The organism is Amycolatopsis sp. cmx-4-54 (assembly GCF_046548895.1).
GTDB lineage: Bacteria > Actinomycetota > Actinomycetes > Mycobacteriales > Pseudonocardiaceae > Amycolatopsis.
This window is the reverse complement of record NZ_JAEBEJ010000012.1, coordinates 113,667-127,455: the sequence shown is the minus strand read 5'-3', so window position 1 is coordinate 127,455 and position 13,789 is coordinate 113,667. Positions and strand designations below refer to the sequence as shown.

General features: G+C 68.4%; 18 protein-coding genes and 1 pseudogene. 8 read left to right on the top strand and 11 right to left on the bottom strand.

Annotation, left to right across the window (positions count from 1 at the left end; translation table 11 throughout):
* Together ACLJQ7_RS33600 and ACLJQ7_RS33595 are read left to right on the top strand one after the other, a co-directional pair.
* The gene (locus tag ACLJQ7_RS33600) at positions 1-777 is read left to right on the top strand and encodes a helix-turn-helix domain-containing protein (RefSeq protein ID WP_410652176.1); all 777 of its coding nucleotides are present in this window, start codon (positions 1-3) and stop codon (positions 775-777) included.
* Between the two features lie 28 nt (positions 778-805).
* A complete protein-coding gene (locus ACLJQ7_RS33595) occupies positions 806-1,231 on the top strand; it encodes an acyl-CoA thioesterase (RefSeq protein ID WP_410652175.1) in 426 nt (141 codons plus the stop codon).
* Here ACLJQ7_RS33595 and ACLJQ7_RS33590 read toward each other — a convergent pair.
* Positions 1,202-1,750: a GNAT family N-acetyltransferase gene (locus ACLJQ7_RS33590; RefSeq protein WP_410652174.1), complete on the bottom strand. Its 549-nt coding sequence runs from the start codon at positions 1,748-1,750 to the stop codon at positions 1,202-1,204. The two genes, ACLJQ7_RS33595 and ACLJQ7_RS33590, sit on opposite strands and share 30 nt — an antisense overlap.
* 194 nt (positions 1,751-1,944) lie before the next feature.
* Between ACLJQ7_RS33590 and ACLJQ7_RS33585 the strand changes: the two genes are divergently transcribed.
* Positions 1,945-2,415 (top strand): GNAT family N-acetyltransferase, encoded by a 471-nt coding sequence (locus ACLJQ7_RS33585; RefSeq protein WP_410652173.1) that lies wholly within the window; start codon positions 1,945-1,947, stop codon positions 2,413-2,415.
* 517 nt (positions 2,416-2,932) lie between these two features.
* Here ACLJQ7_RS33585 and ACLJQ7_RS33580 read toward each other — a convergent pair.
* On the bottom strand, positions 2,933-4,189 hold the full coding sequence (locus ACLJQ7_RS33580; RefSeq protein ID WP_410652172.1) for a DUF222 domain-containing protein: 1,257 nt from the start codon (positions 4,187-4,189) through the stop codon (positions 2,933-2,935).
* A 411-nt stretch (positions 4,190-4,600) separates the two neighbouring features.
* On the opposite strand from ACLJQ7_RS33580, the gene ACLJQ7_RS33575 reads away from it, so the two are divergent.
* Both ACLJQ7_RS33575 and ACLJQ7_RS33570 read left to right on the top strand, forming a co-directional pair.
* A complete protein-coding gene (locus ACLJQ7_RS33575) occupies positions 4,601-5,452 on the top strand; it encodes a nitroreductase/quinone reductase family protein (RefSeq protein WP_410652171.1) in 852 nt (283 codons plus the stop codon).
* A 459-nt stretch (positions 5,453-5,911) separates the two neighbouring features.
* A complete protein-coding gene (locus ACLJQ7_RS33570) occupies positions 5,912-6,898 on the top strand; it encodes an acyl-CoA desaturase (protein ID WP_410652170.1) in 987 nt (328 codons plus the stop codon).
* A gap of 5 nt (positions 6,899-6,903) precedes the next feature.
* Here the strand turns inward: ACLJQ7_RS33570 and ACLJQ7_RS33565 are convergent, their stop codons facing one another.
* The 4 genes from ACLJQ7_RS33565 to ACLJQ7_RS33550 are packed head-to-tail and all read right to left on the bottom strand — an operon-like array spanning position 6,904 to position 9,920.
* Positions 6,904-7,698 carry an alpha/beta hydrolase gene (locus ACLJQ7_RS33565; protein WP_410652169.1) on the bottom strand — a complete coding sequence of 265 codons (795 nt, stop codon included), beginning with the start codon at positions 7,696-7,698 and terminating at the stop codon, positions 6,904-6,906.
* A gap of 2 nt (positions 7,699-7,700) precedes the next feature.
* Positions 7,701-8,648: a sigma-70 family RNA polymerase sigma factor gene (locus ACLJQ7_RS33560; RefSeq protein WP_410652168.1), complete on the bottom strand. Its 948-nt coding sequence runs from the start codon at positions 8,646-8,648 to the stop codon at positions 7,701-7,703.
* 5 nt (positions 8,649-8,653) lie between these two features.
* Positions 8,654-9,310, bottom strand: coding sequence for an enoyl-CoA hydratase-related protein (locus ACLJQ7_RS33555; protein WP_410652167.1), 657 nt, complete (start codon positions 9,308-9,310; stop codon positions 8,654-8,656).
* A gap of 1 nt (position 9,311) precedes the next feature.
* Positions 9,312-9,920, bottom strand: a complete 609-nt coding sequence (locus tag ACLJQ7_RS33550) for a TetR/AcrR family transcriptional regulator (RefSeq protein WP_410652166.1) — start codon at positions 9,918-9,920, stop codon at positions 9,312-9,314.
* A gap of 212 nt (positions 9,921-10,132) precedes the next feature.
* Here ACLJQ7_RS33550 and ACLJQ7_RS33545 point away from each other — a divergent pair, with 212 nt between their 5' ends.
* Positions 10,133-10,480, top strand: coding sequence for a DoxX family protein (locus ACLJQ7_RS33545; protein ID WP_410652165.1), 348 nt, complete (start codon positions 10,133-10,135; stop codon positions 10,478-10,480).
* Positions 10,481-10,482: 2 nt separating this feature from the next.
* Here ACLJQ7_RS33545 and ACLJQ7_RS33540 read toward each other — a convergent pair whose 3' ends face one another.
* From ACLJQ7_RS33540 to ACLJQ7_RS33530, 3 genes are read right to left on the bottom strand one after another with little or no spacing between them, the layout of a single operon-like run.
* A complete protein-coding gene (locus ACLJQ7_RS33540) occupies positions 10,483-10,824 on the bottom strand; it encodes a VOC family protein (RefSeq protein ID WP_410652164.1) in 342 nt (113 codons plus the stop codon).
* Between the two features lie 37 nt (positions 10,825-10,861).
* Complete coding sequence (lexA, locus tag ACLJQ7_RS33535; protein WP_410652307.1) at positions 10,862-11,494, bottom strand: transcriptional repressor LexA; 633 nt, start codon at positions 11,492-11,494, stop codon at positions 10,862-10,864.
* A complete protein-coding gene (locus ACLJQ7_RS33530) occupies positions 11,385-11,957 on the bottom strand; it encodes a nuclear transport factor 2 family protein (RefSeq protein ID WP_410652163.1) in 573 nt (190 codons plus the stop codon). Before ACLJQ7_RS33530 ends, lexA begins: the two co-directional genes overlap by 110 nt.
* A 128-nt stretch (positions 11,958-12,085) precedes the next feature.
* Between ACLJQ7_RS33530 and ACLJQ7_RS33525 the strand changes: the two genes are divergently transcribed.
* Positions 12,086-12,520: a hypothetical protein gene (locus ACLJQ7_RS33525; RefSeq protein WP_410652162.1), complete on the top strand. Its 435-nt coding sequence runs from the start codon at positions 12,086-12,088 to the stop codon at positions 12,518-12,520.
* Position 12,521: 1 nt separating this feature from the next.
* Here the strand turns inward: ACLJQ7_RS33525 and ACLJQ7_RS33520 are convergent, their stop codons facing one another.
* A complete protein-coding gene (locus ACLJQ7_RS33520; RefSeq protein ID WP_410652161.1) occupies positions 12,522-12,971 on the bottom strand; it encodes a MarR family winged helix-turn-helix transcriptional regulator in 450 nt (149 codons plus the stop codon).
* 53 nt (positions 12,972-13,024) lie between these two features.
* On the opposite strand from ACLJQ7_RS33520, the gene ACLJQ7_RS33515 reads away from it, so the two are divergent.
* Positions 13,025-13,396, top strand: coding sequence for a VOC family protein (locus tag ACLJQ7_RS33515; RefSeq protein WP_410652160.1), 372 nt, complete (start codon positions 13,025-13,027; stop codon positions 13,394-13,396).
* Between the two features lie 72 nt (positions 13,397-13,468).
* Here ACLJQ7_RS33515 and ACLJQ7_RS33510 read toward each other — a convergent pair.
* Positions 13,469-13,768 (bottom strand): annotated as a pseudogene (locus tag ACLJQ7_RS33510) (hypothetical protein); the annotation flags it as partial.
* Positions 13,769-13,789: the final 21 nt, after the last annotated feature.

The window sequence follows — 13,789 nt, the reverse complement described above, 5'->3', positions numbered from 1 at the left end:
GTGGGTGTTCCGCTGCGTCGCCGTTCGGGTCGTTCGGTGTACCGCGAAAGCACGCCGGTCGCGGCCGTGGCCGGCGTGATCGAGAGCGCGTGGACGGGTGTGGTGGGCTGCCGTCGTCCCTTGAGAGTGTTCCCGGACGGTTGTGTGGACCTCGTCTGGGACGGGGCCGTGCTCGCCGCGGTCACCACGGTGAGCGGGGTGCTGCGGCACGAGCTGCCGCCGGCGGACTGGACCGTCGGGTTGCGCCTGCGGTGCGGTGCCGGCGGCGCGGTGCTGGGCTTGCCGATGACGGAGTTGAGAGCGGGCGCCACTCCGTTGCGCGATCTGTGGCCCGATGGGGCTCGCCGCGCGGAAGCCAGGCTGGCCGGCTGCGGAGCGCCTGGCGAGGCGCGATCGGTGCTGGAAACGCTGGTCGCCGAAAGGCTCCGGGACGTGGAGGTGGATGGGCTGTCTCTCGCGGCCGCTCGCGCGCTGCGTGCGCCAGGTGCGCGTACCGACCGGGTGGCCGCGGAACTGGGTGTGAGTGAGCGCGGCCTTCGGCGGCATGTGCGGCACGACGTCGGCGTCGGCCCCAAGGAGTTGCAGCGGATGCTGCGGTTCCACCGCTTCCTCGAGCGCGTCGAGGCCGTGGCTCGGGATCAGGCGTCGCTCGCCGACGTCGCCGCCGATGTGGGCTACGCGGATCAGTCCCATCTCGGCCGGGAGTGCCGCCGGCTGGCGGGTGCTTCGCCCGGCGCGCTCGTGCGGTCCTGGACTGGCCGAAACGTTCCAGACTGAGGCGGTCCGCCGAGGCGAAGATCAGGAGGTGCCCGAACCTTTCCGTGTCACCATCGACATCCGCACCGACGATCTCGACATCAACGGTCACGTACGCGGCCCCGCCTATCTCGCGTACGCCGACCATGCGCGCTGGGAATGCGTGTGGGCGGCCGGGGTGGACCCGTTGGACCTCAGGGCCGGGAACCTCGGCCCGGTCAACCTGGAAACGACGATCCGGTTCCGCCGCGAACTGCGTGCCCGTGCGCGGATCGACGTCCTGACCAGGTTCACCTGGGAGCCGGGCAAAGTGTCCCGGGTCGTCCAGGAATTCGTGGCACCGGACAGTGCCGTCGTGGCCGAGGTGGAAAGCCTTTCCGGACTGCTGGATCTCGAAAGCCGCCGTCTCGTCCCGGATCCGGGACGGCACTGGCGGAAATACGCTTCACGGCCGGAAATCCTCGGCTTGCCGTGACTCGGCCAAGCGCTTTTCGTAAAGGCTGGTGGGCCATTTCGCCTCGGGCGGGTCGCCCACGTGCTCGAACCCCCTGCGCTCGTAGAGCCCGCGCAAGGCCGGGTTGTCCCTCGTGGTCGCCACCCGCACGAACGCCTTGTGGTGAACCGCGGCCTTCTCGCCGACCCAGTCGATGATCCTGTTCCCGAGCCCGGCTCCGGCCGCTTCCCGCGCCACCGCGAGACGGCCCAGATAGTAGGCCGGTTCCGTGTTTTCGCCCCAGAGTCCGGGATCCGCGTCGGTCACGACGCAGGTCGCGAGGAGCTTGCCGGGCCCGATGACCAGCAACGCCTCGCCCGCCTCGATCTGCCGTCGCACCGGCTCCCGGGGAAAGCGGTGCGGCCATTGGTGGATTCCGCGCCCGGCGAGCCAGGCGGCGGCCTCGGCGAGGAGGTCGAGCACGGCGTCCTCCTCGCCCGGGCGGGCCGGGCGGACGGTGAGCGCCGGAGTGAGCGGCTCGGGGCCGGTGAGGATCGGCATGGCTCGATGATGCCCGCGCGGTGGTGGGATGTCCGTCGTGGTCGACGAGAGCCTGATCGCGGCACAGTTCCCTCGGGGGGCGGACGATCGAACGGTGGCCGTACGGCGGCACGGTCGTTCGGCTGCCACTGACCAAAGGGCAGCGCTGGACGAGGCGCGGTAAATCGCTTGATCCACCGGTTTACGGTTCGAGCATGACGAGCACGCTCCGGCTGGCCCAGGTCACCGCCGCCAACTTCGACGCCGCGATCGAGCTTAAGGTCCACCCGGATCAAAGCCATCTGGTCGCGCCGGTCGTGAAGTCCCTCGCCGAGGCCTACGTGCACCCCGGCGTCGCTTGGCCTCGCCTCATCTTCGACGGTGACCGGCTGGTCGGATTCCTCATGGCCTTCCTGGACATCGACTTCGCCGGTGACGGCACGGGTACGGACATCCGCTCGGGCCTCTGGCGGCTCAACATCGCGGCAGGCGAGCAGGGCCGGGGTTACGGCCGGTTCGCCGTCGACGCCGTCGCCGCCGAGATCCGCCGCCGGGGCGGTGACCGCCTCACCGCTTCCTGGCACCCAGGCGACGACGGGCCCGAGCGCTTCTACCTGAGGCTCGGGTTTCGCTTGACCGGGGAGATGAGCGGGGACCAGGTGGTGGGGGAGTTGGCTTTGGACTAGGGGTTGTTCCGGGCTTCGGGTTCCGGGCTCGTTCGGTTGGGTGAAGGGGACTTGTCTCGCATCGGATGCGGGCAGGGGTCTTTCACGCCGGGTTTCTGGTGGGTGGGTCGTGTTGTGTTGTGGAGGTGGGCGAGCGGGTTGTGTTGCGCTGGAAGCAGCGCGAGCGGGGCGCATCGCGGTGCAGCAGGCGAGGGGGCGTGTTGCGAAAGCCACTTTCGCAACCTTCAACGTTGCGAAAGTGGCTTTCGCAACGTGGCGGAGGTGGGGCGTTCGACGCGGGTGGTGGGCGATCGAGGCAGGGCAAGGTGTGACCGAGCCGAGCCCTGCCCACCACCCTTCCGCACTGTCCTCGAGTGCTGAGAGGCCTTCGCGGCGTGGTTCTGAACTTGGTGACGGATCGACCGTGTCCTCTATGTCCACAATGGACACTATTTTTTGCTTCCCTGGGCACGATTCTGCCTCGGGCGTGAGGTGAAGTCTCAACATAATGTCTCTTGTGGACAATCATTGGAACGGCTTATGTCCTGAGGTGCATGGTGTTCCGTCTCGGTGTGCCGGTGGGGTCGAGGTAGCCAGGCGGGGTGAATTCCGGCAGGCCGTCTTGGGCGATGCGGACTTTCCATGCGCTGTGGTGGATCAACCGGTGGTGCTTGGTGCACAGCAGCACCAGATTGTCGATCTTTGTTTCGCCGTGATGACGCCAGAAAACAATGTGGTGGGCGGTGCAGCGGGGGACGGGCATGTCGCAGCCGGGGAAGGCGCAGCCGCCGTCGCGGAGGGTGAGTGCGTATTTCTGGGCGAGGGACACGGTCCGTTTGGAGCGGCCGATGTCCAAGGGTTCGCCTGCGGTGCCGAGGACGCCGGGTCGTACCCGTGCGTCGCAGGCGAGGATGCGGGCGTCGGTGGCGCTGATCGGGCCCACCAGATCCAGGTGTGCCTCACCGAGGTCGTTGATGAGATCCTCGTAGGACATGGTGACGAGGATGTGGGTGGCTTCTCCGGCTTGGCCGGGGAGGTTGCGGCTGGTGGTTTTCAATCGGACGTAGTCGGTGAAGGCGTCCCCGTAGCGTTCGTCCTGGGTGCGGGAGTCCCGCACGCCGTCGATGGCCTTGTGTGGCTTGGCCAGGGGGTCGAGGTCGGATTTCAGGCGGGCGTAAGTTTCGAGGTCGAGTCTGGCTTTCACGCCGAGGGTGCCGTCACGGTGCTTGACGAACCGCAACTCCGGCCGGGTCTCCTTCGGATCCTCATTGCGGGGCTCTTTCCCGTCCGGATCCAGCTTGTCGAGCAGGCGGCGTCCGGCGCGGGCGATCTGCCGTGGCCCCGCCCGGCGAGCCAGCTCGACCAGGATCTTCTCCCCGCCCCGCACGTCCTCCTCGGCGACGGCGGTGGGGATGCGGGCGAGGGTGCGGATGATCGCGTCGATCTGCGACCCCCCGATCACCCCCTCCGCGGCAGCCTGGGCGGCCAGCGGTGCCAACGGTGGTTCGGGGTCTCCGCCGATCGCCGGGCCGGGGTGCAGCGCCAACACCCGGTCGGCGCGGTCACTGGCTTCCTTGTCCGTCACGAGGAAGTCCTCGAAAATCAGTGCCGCCAGCGTCGAATGACCACTACACCCACGGACACCGCGGGAATTGATTTCCGCGAGGATCGCGTTCTGCTCCGCATCCGCCCGACGCTTCACAACTTCGAGTTCTTGTTTGCGGGCATGCAGCGTCGCGGTGTCGACGCGCCACCACTCGGTGGACGTCCCTGGAGGTGCATCGTCGCTGGCCACAACACCGACAGTACCCCGAGTCGAACACCTGCGCTAGCTCAAACGGCCCAACAAAGGAAATCGCCAAAGAATGGCAAACGCGAAGGCGTCTTAAGGCGGCGAAGCACCTTTAAGCGCAAAGGGCGTTAGCTTGTCGAAGTGTCTTCGATAGACCGAAACGCAAGGTGGGTGCGCGTCGGCCCGGTCCGTGCTAACGTCGTCGTCGAGCCCCGTATGGGCCTACGCATGGAGGTAGCGGCTACTCGCCCACCAGAGATCGGCACACACCGTCTCTCGTATTCAGTCATCCCCGCGTCGTGGGATGACGCCTCCATGCGATGCGCCCGAAATCGGGTGCGTCCAGGCTCGTGTGCGCTCTTCCGGTGGCGGTTCCGCGCCCTCCTGTCGACACATCGACGGGAAAGGATCGCATTGACCGGCTTCAACGACCAGGTGATCGAGGAATTCAGGCGGAGCAAGGGAAAGCTCGGCGGCATGTTCGAGGGGTGGCAGCTGATCCTGCTCACCACCATCGGTGCCAAGAGTGGTGAGCGGCGGACGAATCCGTTGGGATATCTCGAAATCGACGGCAAGACCGTCGTCGTCGCTTCGAACATGGGGGCGCCGGCGCATCCGGGCTGGTACCACAACATCCGGCGTGACCACCGGGTCACGATCGAGACGGGGACCGAGACCTACGAGGCCATCGCGGCCGTTCCGCCCGCGGCGGAGCGTGACGCGTTGTTCGCGAAGATCGTCGCCGTGGAGCCGGGTTTCGCCGAATATCAGGCGAAAACCACGCGCGAGCTGCCGGTCGTGCTCCTGTACCGGATCGACGACCGGGTGCGGGGGTTGGGGGATTTCCTGGTGGAGGTCCACGACTGGCTGCGGGAGGAGCTCACGACGCTGCGCGCCGGCGTGGACGACATCGTGGCCGGGCGCGCGGACACGCTCTTCATGGAGAAATCCTTGCGAGCACACTGTGTTTCGTTCTGTGAAGCGTTGACCAAACATCATACCGGTGAGGACATGGGCGCCTTTCCCATGCTGGCGCAACGGTTCCCGGCGCTCGCGCCGGTGTTGACCAAGCTCGGGGAGGACCACGTCGTCGTCGCGGGCCTGCAGAAGCGGATCCGGGAGCTCGTCGAGGGGTACGTCCACGGAGAGAGTGACCCGGTCCGCTTGCGCGACGAGTTCGACGCGCTCGCGGGGACGCTCGAAGCGCATTTCGCTCACGAAGAGCGGACGGTCGTGGCGGCACTCAATGTGACGGCACCGGGCTGATCGATGCGGACGCCCTGGGGTTTCGGCCCCGGGGCGTGTATCGTAGGGGGTGGCGGCGCCTTCACGGCGCGACGCCGATCCGGCACGAGGCGGGTGGAATTCGCCCCCGGCCTCGCCGAAGACCGCGAACCCGTGGTCCCTTCGAAAGGTTTCACAGTCAAAACTCATAGCACCGACAGTGCGCTGTTCAGCCACCCGCTCGACACTCAGGTCGAGCGGCACGATCCCGCGACCCCTCAAGGTGAGCGATACATGGATCTTTTTCGCGAACCCTCTTATCCCACACCGGAACCTTCGGCCGACGCCGTTCGTTGACCGGAGTAGACCAACGTTTTGGGTGTCGTGTTGTCCAAGCACGCTCGCGCAGAATTCGTCGCGGGCGTCGCGTTCCGTTCGTCGCGCCGTGACATCGGCTGACCTAGCCGGTACCAGTCCTGGCCATCGACAAGAAGCGACGATATGACTTCAGTTCTAAAGAACCCGGACAGCGTAGAGCGGCAGGCTCCTCAGCCCCTGTTGTCCGGGGAGCAGAGCGACACGGAGAATTTTCTGGTCAAGTTGTTCGCGGTGGTGCCGTTGCTGGCGCTGGCCGCGTCGGTTCCGTTTGCGTGGGGTTGGGGTCTGGGCTGGGTGGACCTCGGCCTGGCTGTCGGGTTCTACTTCCTGACGGGTCTCGGTGTGACCATTGGTTTCCACCGGTATTTCACCCATGGTGCTTTCAAGGCCAATCGTGGTCTGCGGATCGCTTTGGCGGTCGCGGGCAGTATGGCGATGCAGGGTCCGGTGATCGGCTGGGTGGCTGATCACCGGCGTCATCATGCGTTCGCTGACCGTGAGGGTGACCCGCACTCCCCGTGGCGGTTCGGCACCACCCCGGCCGCGCTGGCCCGGGGTTTCTGGCATGCCCATATGGGTTGGTTGTTCGATCGTGAGAAGACCAACGCGCAGCGGTTCGCCCCTGATCTGCTGGCCGATCGTGATATCGCGCGGGTCGATCGGCTGTTCCCGCTGCTCACGGTGGTGACGTTGCTCGCGCCTGCTGTTCTTGGTGGTGTGATCACGATGTCGTGGTGGGGTGCGGTGACGGCGTTTTTCTGGGCGAGTTTGGTGCGGGTGGCGTTGTTGCATCACGTCACGTGGTCGGTGAACTCGCTGTGTCACATGATCGGTGATCGCCCGTTCGCCGCCCGGGACAAGTCCGCGAATTTCTGGCCGCTCGCCATCGCCTCGATGGGTGAGTCCTGGCACAACTCCCATCATGCTGATCCGACCGGTGCCCGGCATGGTGTCCGCCGTGGCCAGCTCGATATTTCGGCGCGGTTGATCTGGCTGTTCGAGAAGGCGGGCTGGGCGACCGAGGTCCGCTGGCCCAAGGCCGATCGCCTCAGCCGCAAACTCAACCCCGGCCACACCCTGTCACTCCGCCGGAGCGCGAGCCGGGTCTGAGCCCATCAGCGAACCGCGCCCGCGATGGCGCCGATCAGTTCCGGTCCGTCGGACAACGCCGGATCGTTGTGATCGGCGCCGGGGACCTCGATCGCCTCGGCACCGGCCGCCCGCGCCACGGCGCGGCTCTGCTCGGCCGGGACGATCGAGTCCGAGGCGCCGTACACGACGGTCACCGGCGCCTTCACCCGCGCGACGTTGTCCCTCGTCGGGAACACGTCCCGCAGGAGCCAGCGGACCGGCAGGAACGGATAGTGCCGCTGTCCGACCGACGCGAGGTCGACGAACGGCGAGCGCAACACGAGCGCGGACGGCGGGCGCTCGACGGCCAGTTCGGTGACGACCGCTGAGCCGAGGCTCTCGCCGAAGTAGATCAGCGGCGTTCCGGCCTCGCGGACCAGGAAGTCCTGTGCGGCGCGGACGTCCAGCGCGAGCCCGTCCTCGGACGGCTCACCGGGATTGCCCCCGTAGCCGCGATAGTCCAAGAGCAGCACCGAGAGCCCGCGCGCGGTCAGCGCGCGGGCGATCGGCACGCGGTACGACCGGTTCCCGGCGTTGCCCGCCGCGACCAGCACGGCCGCCTTCGCGCCGGCGACCGGGAAGTACCAGCTCGCCAGGCTCAGCCCGTCCGAGGTGGTGAGCGTGACGTCCCTGCCCCCGGGCAGGACGTCGGCGGCAGTGGCGAGCGGACCTGCCTCGGGGAGGTAGATCAGCTTGCGCTGGAAGGCGAACGCGCCACCGAAGACCACGCCGACGATGGTGACGGCCACCGCCAGCGCGATCAACCCCTTCTTGCGCATACTCAGACCTTCGCCAGGGGAAGGCCGAACCGCGCGAACAGATCCGCGTCGAGGAACGAGGTGATCTCGCGGATCCGGTCTTCGCGCAGGGAAAGCACGGTGATGGACCAGGCCTGATGGACGGCGTCGGCCGATTCGCCCAGGTAGCAGGCGACGGCGGGCTGCCCGTTGGCGATGAGGACCTCGGTGCGCCAGCTCGGGCACCGGGCTAGCGGGACCGCGACGGCGAAGCCGGTCACGGCCTCGATGCCGCTGTACCAGCGCAGGAGCGGGGGCATGGACCAGGTGACGTCCTTGGTCAGCAACGCCACGAGCGCGTCGGCGTCGCCACGCTCCAGCGCGGAGGCGAAGTCCGCGGCGATCTCGCGTGACCGGGTGTCTTCGCGCTTCCCCTGAGCCTCGGGCGCCGGGACTTTCTCGGCCACGATCGCCCGAGCGCGTTGCAGCGCGCTGTTCACCGCCGCGACCGAAGTGTCCATTGTGGACGCGATTTCGGCGGCGGAGAAACCGAGGACGTCGAAGAGCACCAGCGCGGCCCGCTGGTTGCCCGGCAGGTGCTGCAGTGCGGCGACGAAGGCCAGCTCGACGGCCTCGCGCCGCTCGTACCGGGCGTCCGGCGCGTCGGGGTACGGGCCGAGCCACGCCACCTCGGTCGCCGGGGCGTCTTCGAACACGACTCGCTCGCTCGACAGGCCCAGGTCCATCGGCAACGCCCGCTTACCGCGAGCGGCCGCGACGTCCAGGCAGGTGCGGGTGACGATGGTGTAGAGCCAGGTGCGCATCGAGCTGCGGCCCTCGAACCGGTCCATCCCCCGCCACGCCCGCAGGAGCGCATCCTGCAGGGCATCGTCGGCGTCGTGGGCCGAGCCGAGCAGGCGGTAGCAGTACGCGTGCAGCTCGCGGCGCAGCGGCTCGACCAGGCGATCGAACGCCGCTTCGTCGGTGCGCACGACGGCTACTTGGCGCGCAGCGCGGTGACGGCGGGGGAGAACATCGTCGTCTTGATCGCGGAAAGCGTGCCGCGGTCCTTGCCCGCCAGCGGGCGGACGAGGTCGGTCGCGTACTCCAGCAACGCGGGCTTCTCGGCGACGGCGTCGACGAGTCCCAGGTCCCGGGCGTCCGTCCCGCCGAACCGGCGGCCCGTGGTCATCGACGCGATCGCGGCGGCGGGGGTGAGCTTGCCCTGGATCAGCGCCGCCATCCCCGGCGTGAACGGGATGTTGATATCCGCTTCGGGGAAACAGAAATACCCGCGGTCGGCGCGCATCACCCGGAAGTCGTGCGCCATCGCCAGCATGGCCCCGGCACCGAACGCGTGCCCGTTGATCGCGGCGACCGTGTGCACGCCGAGGGTGAGCACCCGGGCCAGCAGTTCGTGGACGTCGGCGACGTACTGCGCGGCCGTGGCGGGGTTGCTGGTGAGCCATTCGAGGTCGAGGCCGTTCGAGTAGAACTTCCCGGAGCCGACGGTGACCAGCACGGCCGGATCCGGATAGGCGACGACGGTGTCCAGCTGGGAATGGACGGTTTCCAGCCAGGAAGGCGAGAAGCGGTTCTCGTCGTCTCCGAGGTCCAGCAGGAACACCGGCGCGTCTTGACGGAGCGTGGGCATGTCAGTCCTTTCGTGGGGGTGGGAGCAGGAGTATGGCGCGGACCGCGGCGGCGAGCCGGATGCGGGAGGCTTCGGAGATCGGTTCGCCCGCGGTGAAAGCTCGACGGAACAGGGCCGTCGGGAGATCGACCACGCAGGTCGTCAGCACCTCGACGGCCTGCGCGTCCCGCCGGTCCCAGAGCCGGACGGCGAGCCGGACCAGAAGCGCGATCAGGCGTTTGTCGAGGGCCAGGAGGTCACCGGCGAGGTCGTCGGGGACCTGCGGACCGAGCAGGTGCTCCTTCTTGACCGTGATGAGCAGGCGGGCGGCCTCGGGCCTTCTGTCGGCGAACACGGCCGGTGCGCTCGCGGCGGAGACGACCGCCGCGGCGGGGTCTGCCGCATGGTCGGCCAGCTCGGTCTGAAGGTCGAGGAACGCGCCCGCCGCGCGGAGCCAGACGCGGGCCAGCAAGGCGCCGAGCGAGCCGAAGGCGTGGTAGATCGTGCCGTTGGGCACCCCGGCGGCGGTCGCGAGCGACCGGACGGTGACACCCTGCGCGCCGACCTCGACGACAAGGCGCTCGGCCGCGTCGAGCAGCCGGTCCAGGTCGTGCACGCGGGGGCGGGCCATCACGCGAGAATAACAGAGCGCCTGCTCCAAAACGCGGGTCAGTCGAAGAAGCCCGCCAGTGGCTCAGAGGCGATCGGCGTGCCGTCGCGGAATGTGACGCAGGCCACGGAAACCTCCGCCGTCAGGTTGTCACATCCGGCGGGCGGCGGGGGTCAACCCGGCGAACCACCGAGAACCCCGAGAACCCCCAGAACGCCGAGGAGAAACCCGAAATGACCACCGCCTATGTCATCGTCACCGTCGTCGGAGCCATCATGGCCGCCTTCTCGGCCGCCTCGATCTTCTTCCGCGCCAAGTGGGTCGTACAGCCGCTGGCCGACTACGGCGTTCCCCGCGGCTGGTGGACGCCGCTCGGCGTCGCCAAGGCGGCAGGCGCGCTCGGCCTGCTCGCCGGCCTGTGGGTGCCCGTGCTCGGCGTCGCGGCCGGGACCGGCCTGGTGCTCTATTTCACCGGCGCCGTGATCACCGTGCTCCGCGCGCACTGGCCGTCGCACGTCGCGTTCCCGCTGATGTACCTGGCGCCTGTCGCCGCCTCCTTGGTGCTCGGCTTCGCCGCTTGAGGTCAGGAATCCGGGGACCACACCGCGAGTTCGGCGCCGCCGGGCTCGCGGAAGTGGAACCGGCGCCCGCCGGGGAACGAGAACGGCTCGGCCGTGACGACTCCGCCCGCGGCCTCGACGGAATCCTTCGCCCGTTCGAGGTCGTCGGTGCGGATCGCCACCAGCGGCGCGGCCGTCCGCCGCCCGGTGTCCTGCTGGAAACCGAACGAGACCACGCCGCCGCTCTGGACGTCGGTGTACGTCGGCCCGTACGGCGCCGCCGTCCAGCCGAAGGCCGTTTCGAAGAATTTGCCCGAGTCCGCCGCCGAACTCGACGGGAACTCGATGAAGTCGATTTCGTACATGGCCTGGAAGCTACCCCGGGGCACCGACAGAAAAGTCTCAGACGCTGCGCAGGACCGACACCACGACGCCGAGCACGCTCGCGCGGTCCCCGTCGATGACGTCGTAGTTGGGGTTGCGCGGTTCGAGGTACACGTGGCCGTCGCGGCGGCGGTACACCTTGACCGTGGCCTCCTCGTCGATCATCGCGGCGACGATCTGGCCGGAGTGCGCCTCCTGCTGCTGCTTGACCACGACGATGTCGCCGTCGCAGATCGCCGCGTCGATCATCGAGTCACCGCGCACCCGCAGCCCGAAGACGTTGCCGCGGCCGGTGAGTTCACGCGGCAGGGTCATCACGTCGTCGACGTGCTCGACGGCCGAGATCGGCGTTCCCGCGGCGATGTCACCGACGACGGGGACCGGTACGGAGTCCTCTGTGGACGCTTTCGACGTGGTGCCGTGCAGGAAGGCGCGGACGTCGATGGGGCGGGAGATCGAGCTGCTGCGGCGGAGGAAGCCCTTCTCCTCCAAGGCCGCGAGGTGCTTCGACACCGAGGACGTCGAACGGAGCCCGACCGCTTCACCGATCTCGCGCGTGCTCGGCGAGTATCCGTACTCCATCACCCATTCGCGGATGGTCAGCAGGATCTTCTGTTGCCGTTCCGGCAGGGAAGCGGCTTCCTCGAACAGCTCGGGATCTTGGTAGGCGGTCATCAGCGGAATGGTAGTTCGTGCAGGCGGCCGCTATCGCCGCGGTGTCCCAGTAGAACGGCCGCACCTCGGTGATGCGCCCGCCCTCGACGGTGATCGTCTGCAGGATCGGGAAATCCAGCTCATGGCCGGTGGCCCTGGCGCGGGCGTGCACGTGGGTCAGGACGACCAGCGGGCTGGTCTCGCTCAGGAAGCTCTGCGTCACCATGTCGAAGACGTCCCAGGTTTCGCTCATCGCGGCGAAGAACCGCTCCATGCCCTCGTGGCCGCGCCAGATCCCGCCGTAGGGCAGGGAATCCGCCTGGTGCAGCACCACGGCGGGGGAGAAGAACGGGGCGAGCGGCGCGAAGGTCGCCTCACCGGGGCCGCCCGCTGCGAGGTATTCGGCTTCCGCCGCGTACATGCCCTTGAGTACGGACAGGGCGTCTGTTGTCGTCGTCACGACGATCACTGTGGTGCGCGGCATCGCCGATCGCCGGCGGTTATCCGTCGTCGAGATCGGCCGGATGGCGACCAGGGCGGGCCGAAAGTCCGATCCCGCGGACGGTTCCGCGAGGTTGACTCGATCGTATGAACACGAAGATCACCGCGGCGGTTCTCGCCGCCGCGACGGCCACGGTCGCCCTGTCCGGATGCGGTCTCAAGGAAGGGCTGACCGAAAAGGCGAACGGGCACGTCAAGACGGTCGGCTACGCGACCGGAGCGGAGGGCAAGCGGAACGAGGACGCGCGCCTGCCGGAGTGGGTGCCGGACGGGGCGAAGTCGGTCACGGAGGTCATCCGGACCACGGGTTCGGAGCGGCTCTTGAAATTCACCGGTGGGACGCTGCCCGCCGTCTGTGTGCCGGGGGCGGCCGCGACGCAGCCGGCCACGCTCGCCGCCCAATGGTGGCCGCAGGGGCAGGAGAGCCGGAACGACAAGGTCTGCGGTGAATGGCATGTGCTGGTCCAGGGCGCCGACGTGTACGCGTTCAAGCCGGAAACGCTGGTGAGCAAGAGGTCCTGAGTCACTCCTCGGGGGCGAGCGCGTCGGCGCAGGCGGCGAGGTCGTGCAGCAGCCGGTCCCGCTGGTCCGCCGAAAACGGCGTGAGCATCCGGTCCTGGACCGCGCGTACGACGCCGCTGGCGGCGCGGAGCCGTTCGCGTCCGGCGGGGGTGAGCGTGCTGGGCAGGGCCCGGCCCTGGGGCGCCGTGGTCGGACGGGTGATGAGCCCGCGGTCCTGCAGACCGCGCAGGACCAGGTTCATCGACTGCCGGGTGACGAACACGGCCCTGGCCAGTTCCGCGTTGGACAGTCCCGGCCGCTGCGAGAGCACTTCGAGACAGGAGTACTGCGGCACGGTCAGGTCGAGGGGTCGCAACGCGGTCTCCATCGCCGTCCGGAGCGCCGTCGCCGCTCGTTTCAGCATGTACCCCACCGCTTGGTCCAGAGGCCCGACCTGTTCGCCTTGACTCATGTCAGCATCATGACATAGGTTGGCTATGTCAACACACTGACATGGAGGACGACATGACCGTGACCGGACCCGATTTCTTCTCATTGCAGGTGCGCGACCTCGACCGCGCCGCCGCGTTCTACGAAACCCACCTCGGGCTGACCAGGCTGCCCGTCGCACCGCCGCACGCGGTGGTGTTCGGCACGAAGACGATCCCGTTCGCGGTGCGGGAACCCGTGCCGGGCACGGATCTCGACGCCATCACCCCGCGGCCGGGATCAGGGGTGGCGATGTGGCTGCACGCCGACGACGCGCAGGGCCTGCACGACCGGCTGGCCGACGCCGGCGTCACCATCCTCACGGAGCCGTTCGACGGGCCGTTCGGCCGCACGTTCGCCTTCGCGGACCCGGACGGCTACGCGATCACCGTGCACGACAAGGCCTGAGCCCGCCTGTCGCAGCAGCGCGAGAGCCCGCGCGTCGGACGAGCCGGCGGGGGTCGTGCACACGACCATCGACTGATCCGGTGAACGGGCGATCGACAGGGTCTGCTGGGCCACCGTGACCGCGCCGACGACCGGATGCCGCAGTTCGTGGTTTTCGGCGTCACAGGGCCGCACGCGATGGTCGGACCCGATCCCGGCCCCGGAAGGTCTCGCGGCCAGGATGCACGGCGCGTGGGTCGCCTTCGCGAGAACCGGCGACCTCGGCTGGTCCGCGGACACCGTCGGATTCTTCGGCTGACAGCGCCTGCCAGACCGGTGCCAGCGTCGTGTGCGCCGCCTGCCAGCGGCCCGGAGCACGCTCTGGAATGTCATTCCAGAAGCGACTCTAGGGGT

Excerpts from the sequence above, each read along its gene's own strand:
- ACLJQ7_RS33545 (WP_410652165.1), top strand. The coding sequence starts at position 10,133 with ATGACCACCGCCTATGTCATCGTCACCGTCGTCGGAGCCATCATGGCC.
- ACLJQ7_RS33570 (WP_410652170.1), top strand. The coding sequence starts at position 5,912 with ATGACTTCAGTTCTAAAGAACCCGGACAGCGTAGAGCGGCAGGCTCCT.
- ACLJQ7_RS33515 (WP_410652160.1), top strand. The coding sequence starts at position 13,025 with ATGACCGTGACCGGACCCGATTTCTTCTCATTGCAGGTGCGCGACCTC.
- ACLJQ7_RS33590 (WP_410652174.1), bottom strand. The coding sequence starts at position 1,750 with ATGCCGATCCTCACCGGCCCCGAGCCGCTCACTCCGGCGCTCACCGTC.
- ACLJQ7_RS33520 (WP_410652161.1), bottom strand. The coding sequence starts at position 12,971 with ATGAGTCAAGGCGAACAGGTCGGGCCTCTGGACCAAGCGGTGGGGTAC.
- ACLJQ7_RS33550 (WP_410652166.1), bottom strand. The coding sequence starts at position 9,920 with ATGGCCCGCCCCCGCGTGCACGACCTGGACCGGCTGCTCGACGCGGCC.
- ACLJQ7_RS33540 (WP_410652164.1), bottom strand. The coding sequence starts at position 10,824 with ATGTACGAAATCGACTTCATCGAGTTCCCGTCGAGTTCGGCGGCGGAC.
- ACLJQ7_RS33555 (WP_410652167.1), bottom strand. The coding sequence starts at position 9,310 with ATGCCCACGCTCCGTCAAGACGCGCCGGTGTTCCTGCTGGACCTCGGA.
- ACLJQ7_RS33585 (WP_410652173.1), top strand. The coding sequence starts at position 1,945 with ATGACGAGCACGCTCCGGCTGGCCCAGGTCACCGCCGCCAACTTCGAC.
- ACLJQ7_RS33525 (WP_410652162.1), top strand. The coding sequence starts at position 12,086 with ATGAACACGAAGATCACCGCGGCGGTTCTCGCCGCCGCGACGGCCACG.
- ACLJQ7_RS33565 (WP_410652169.1), bottom strand. The coding sequence starts at position 7,698 with ATGCGCAAGAAGGGGTTGATCGCGCTGGCGGTGGCCGTCACCATCGTC.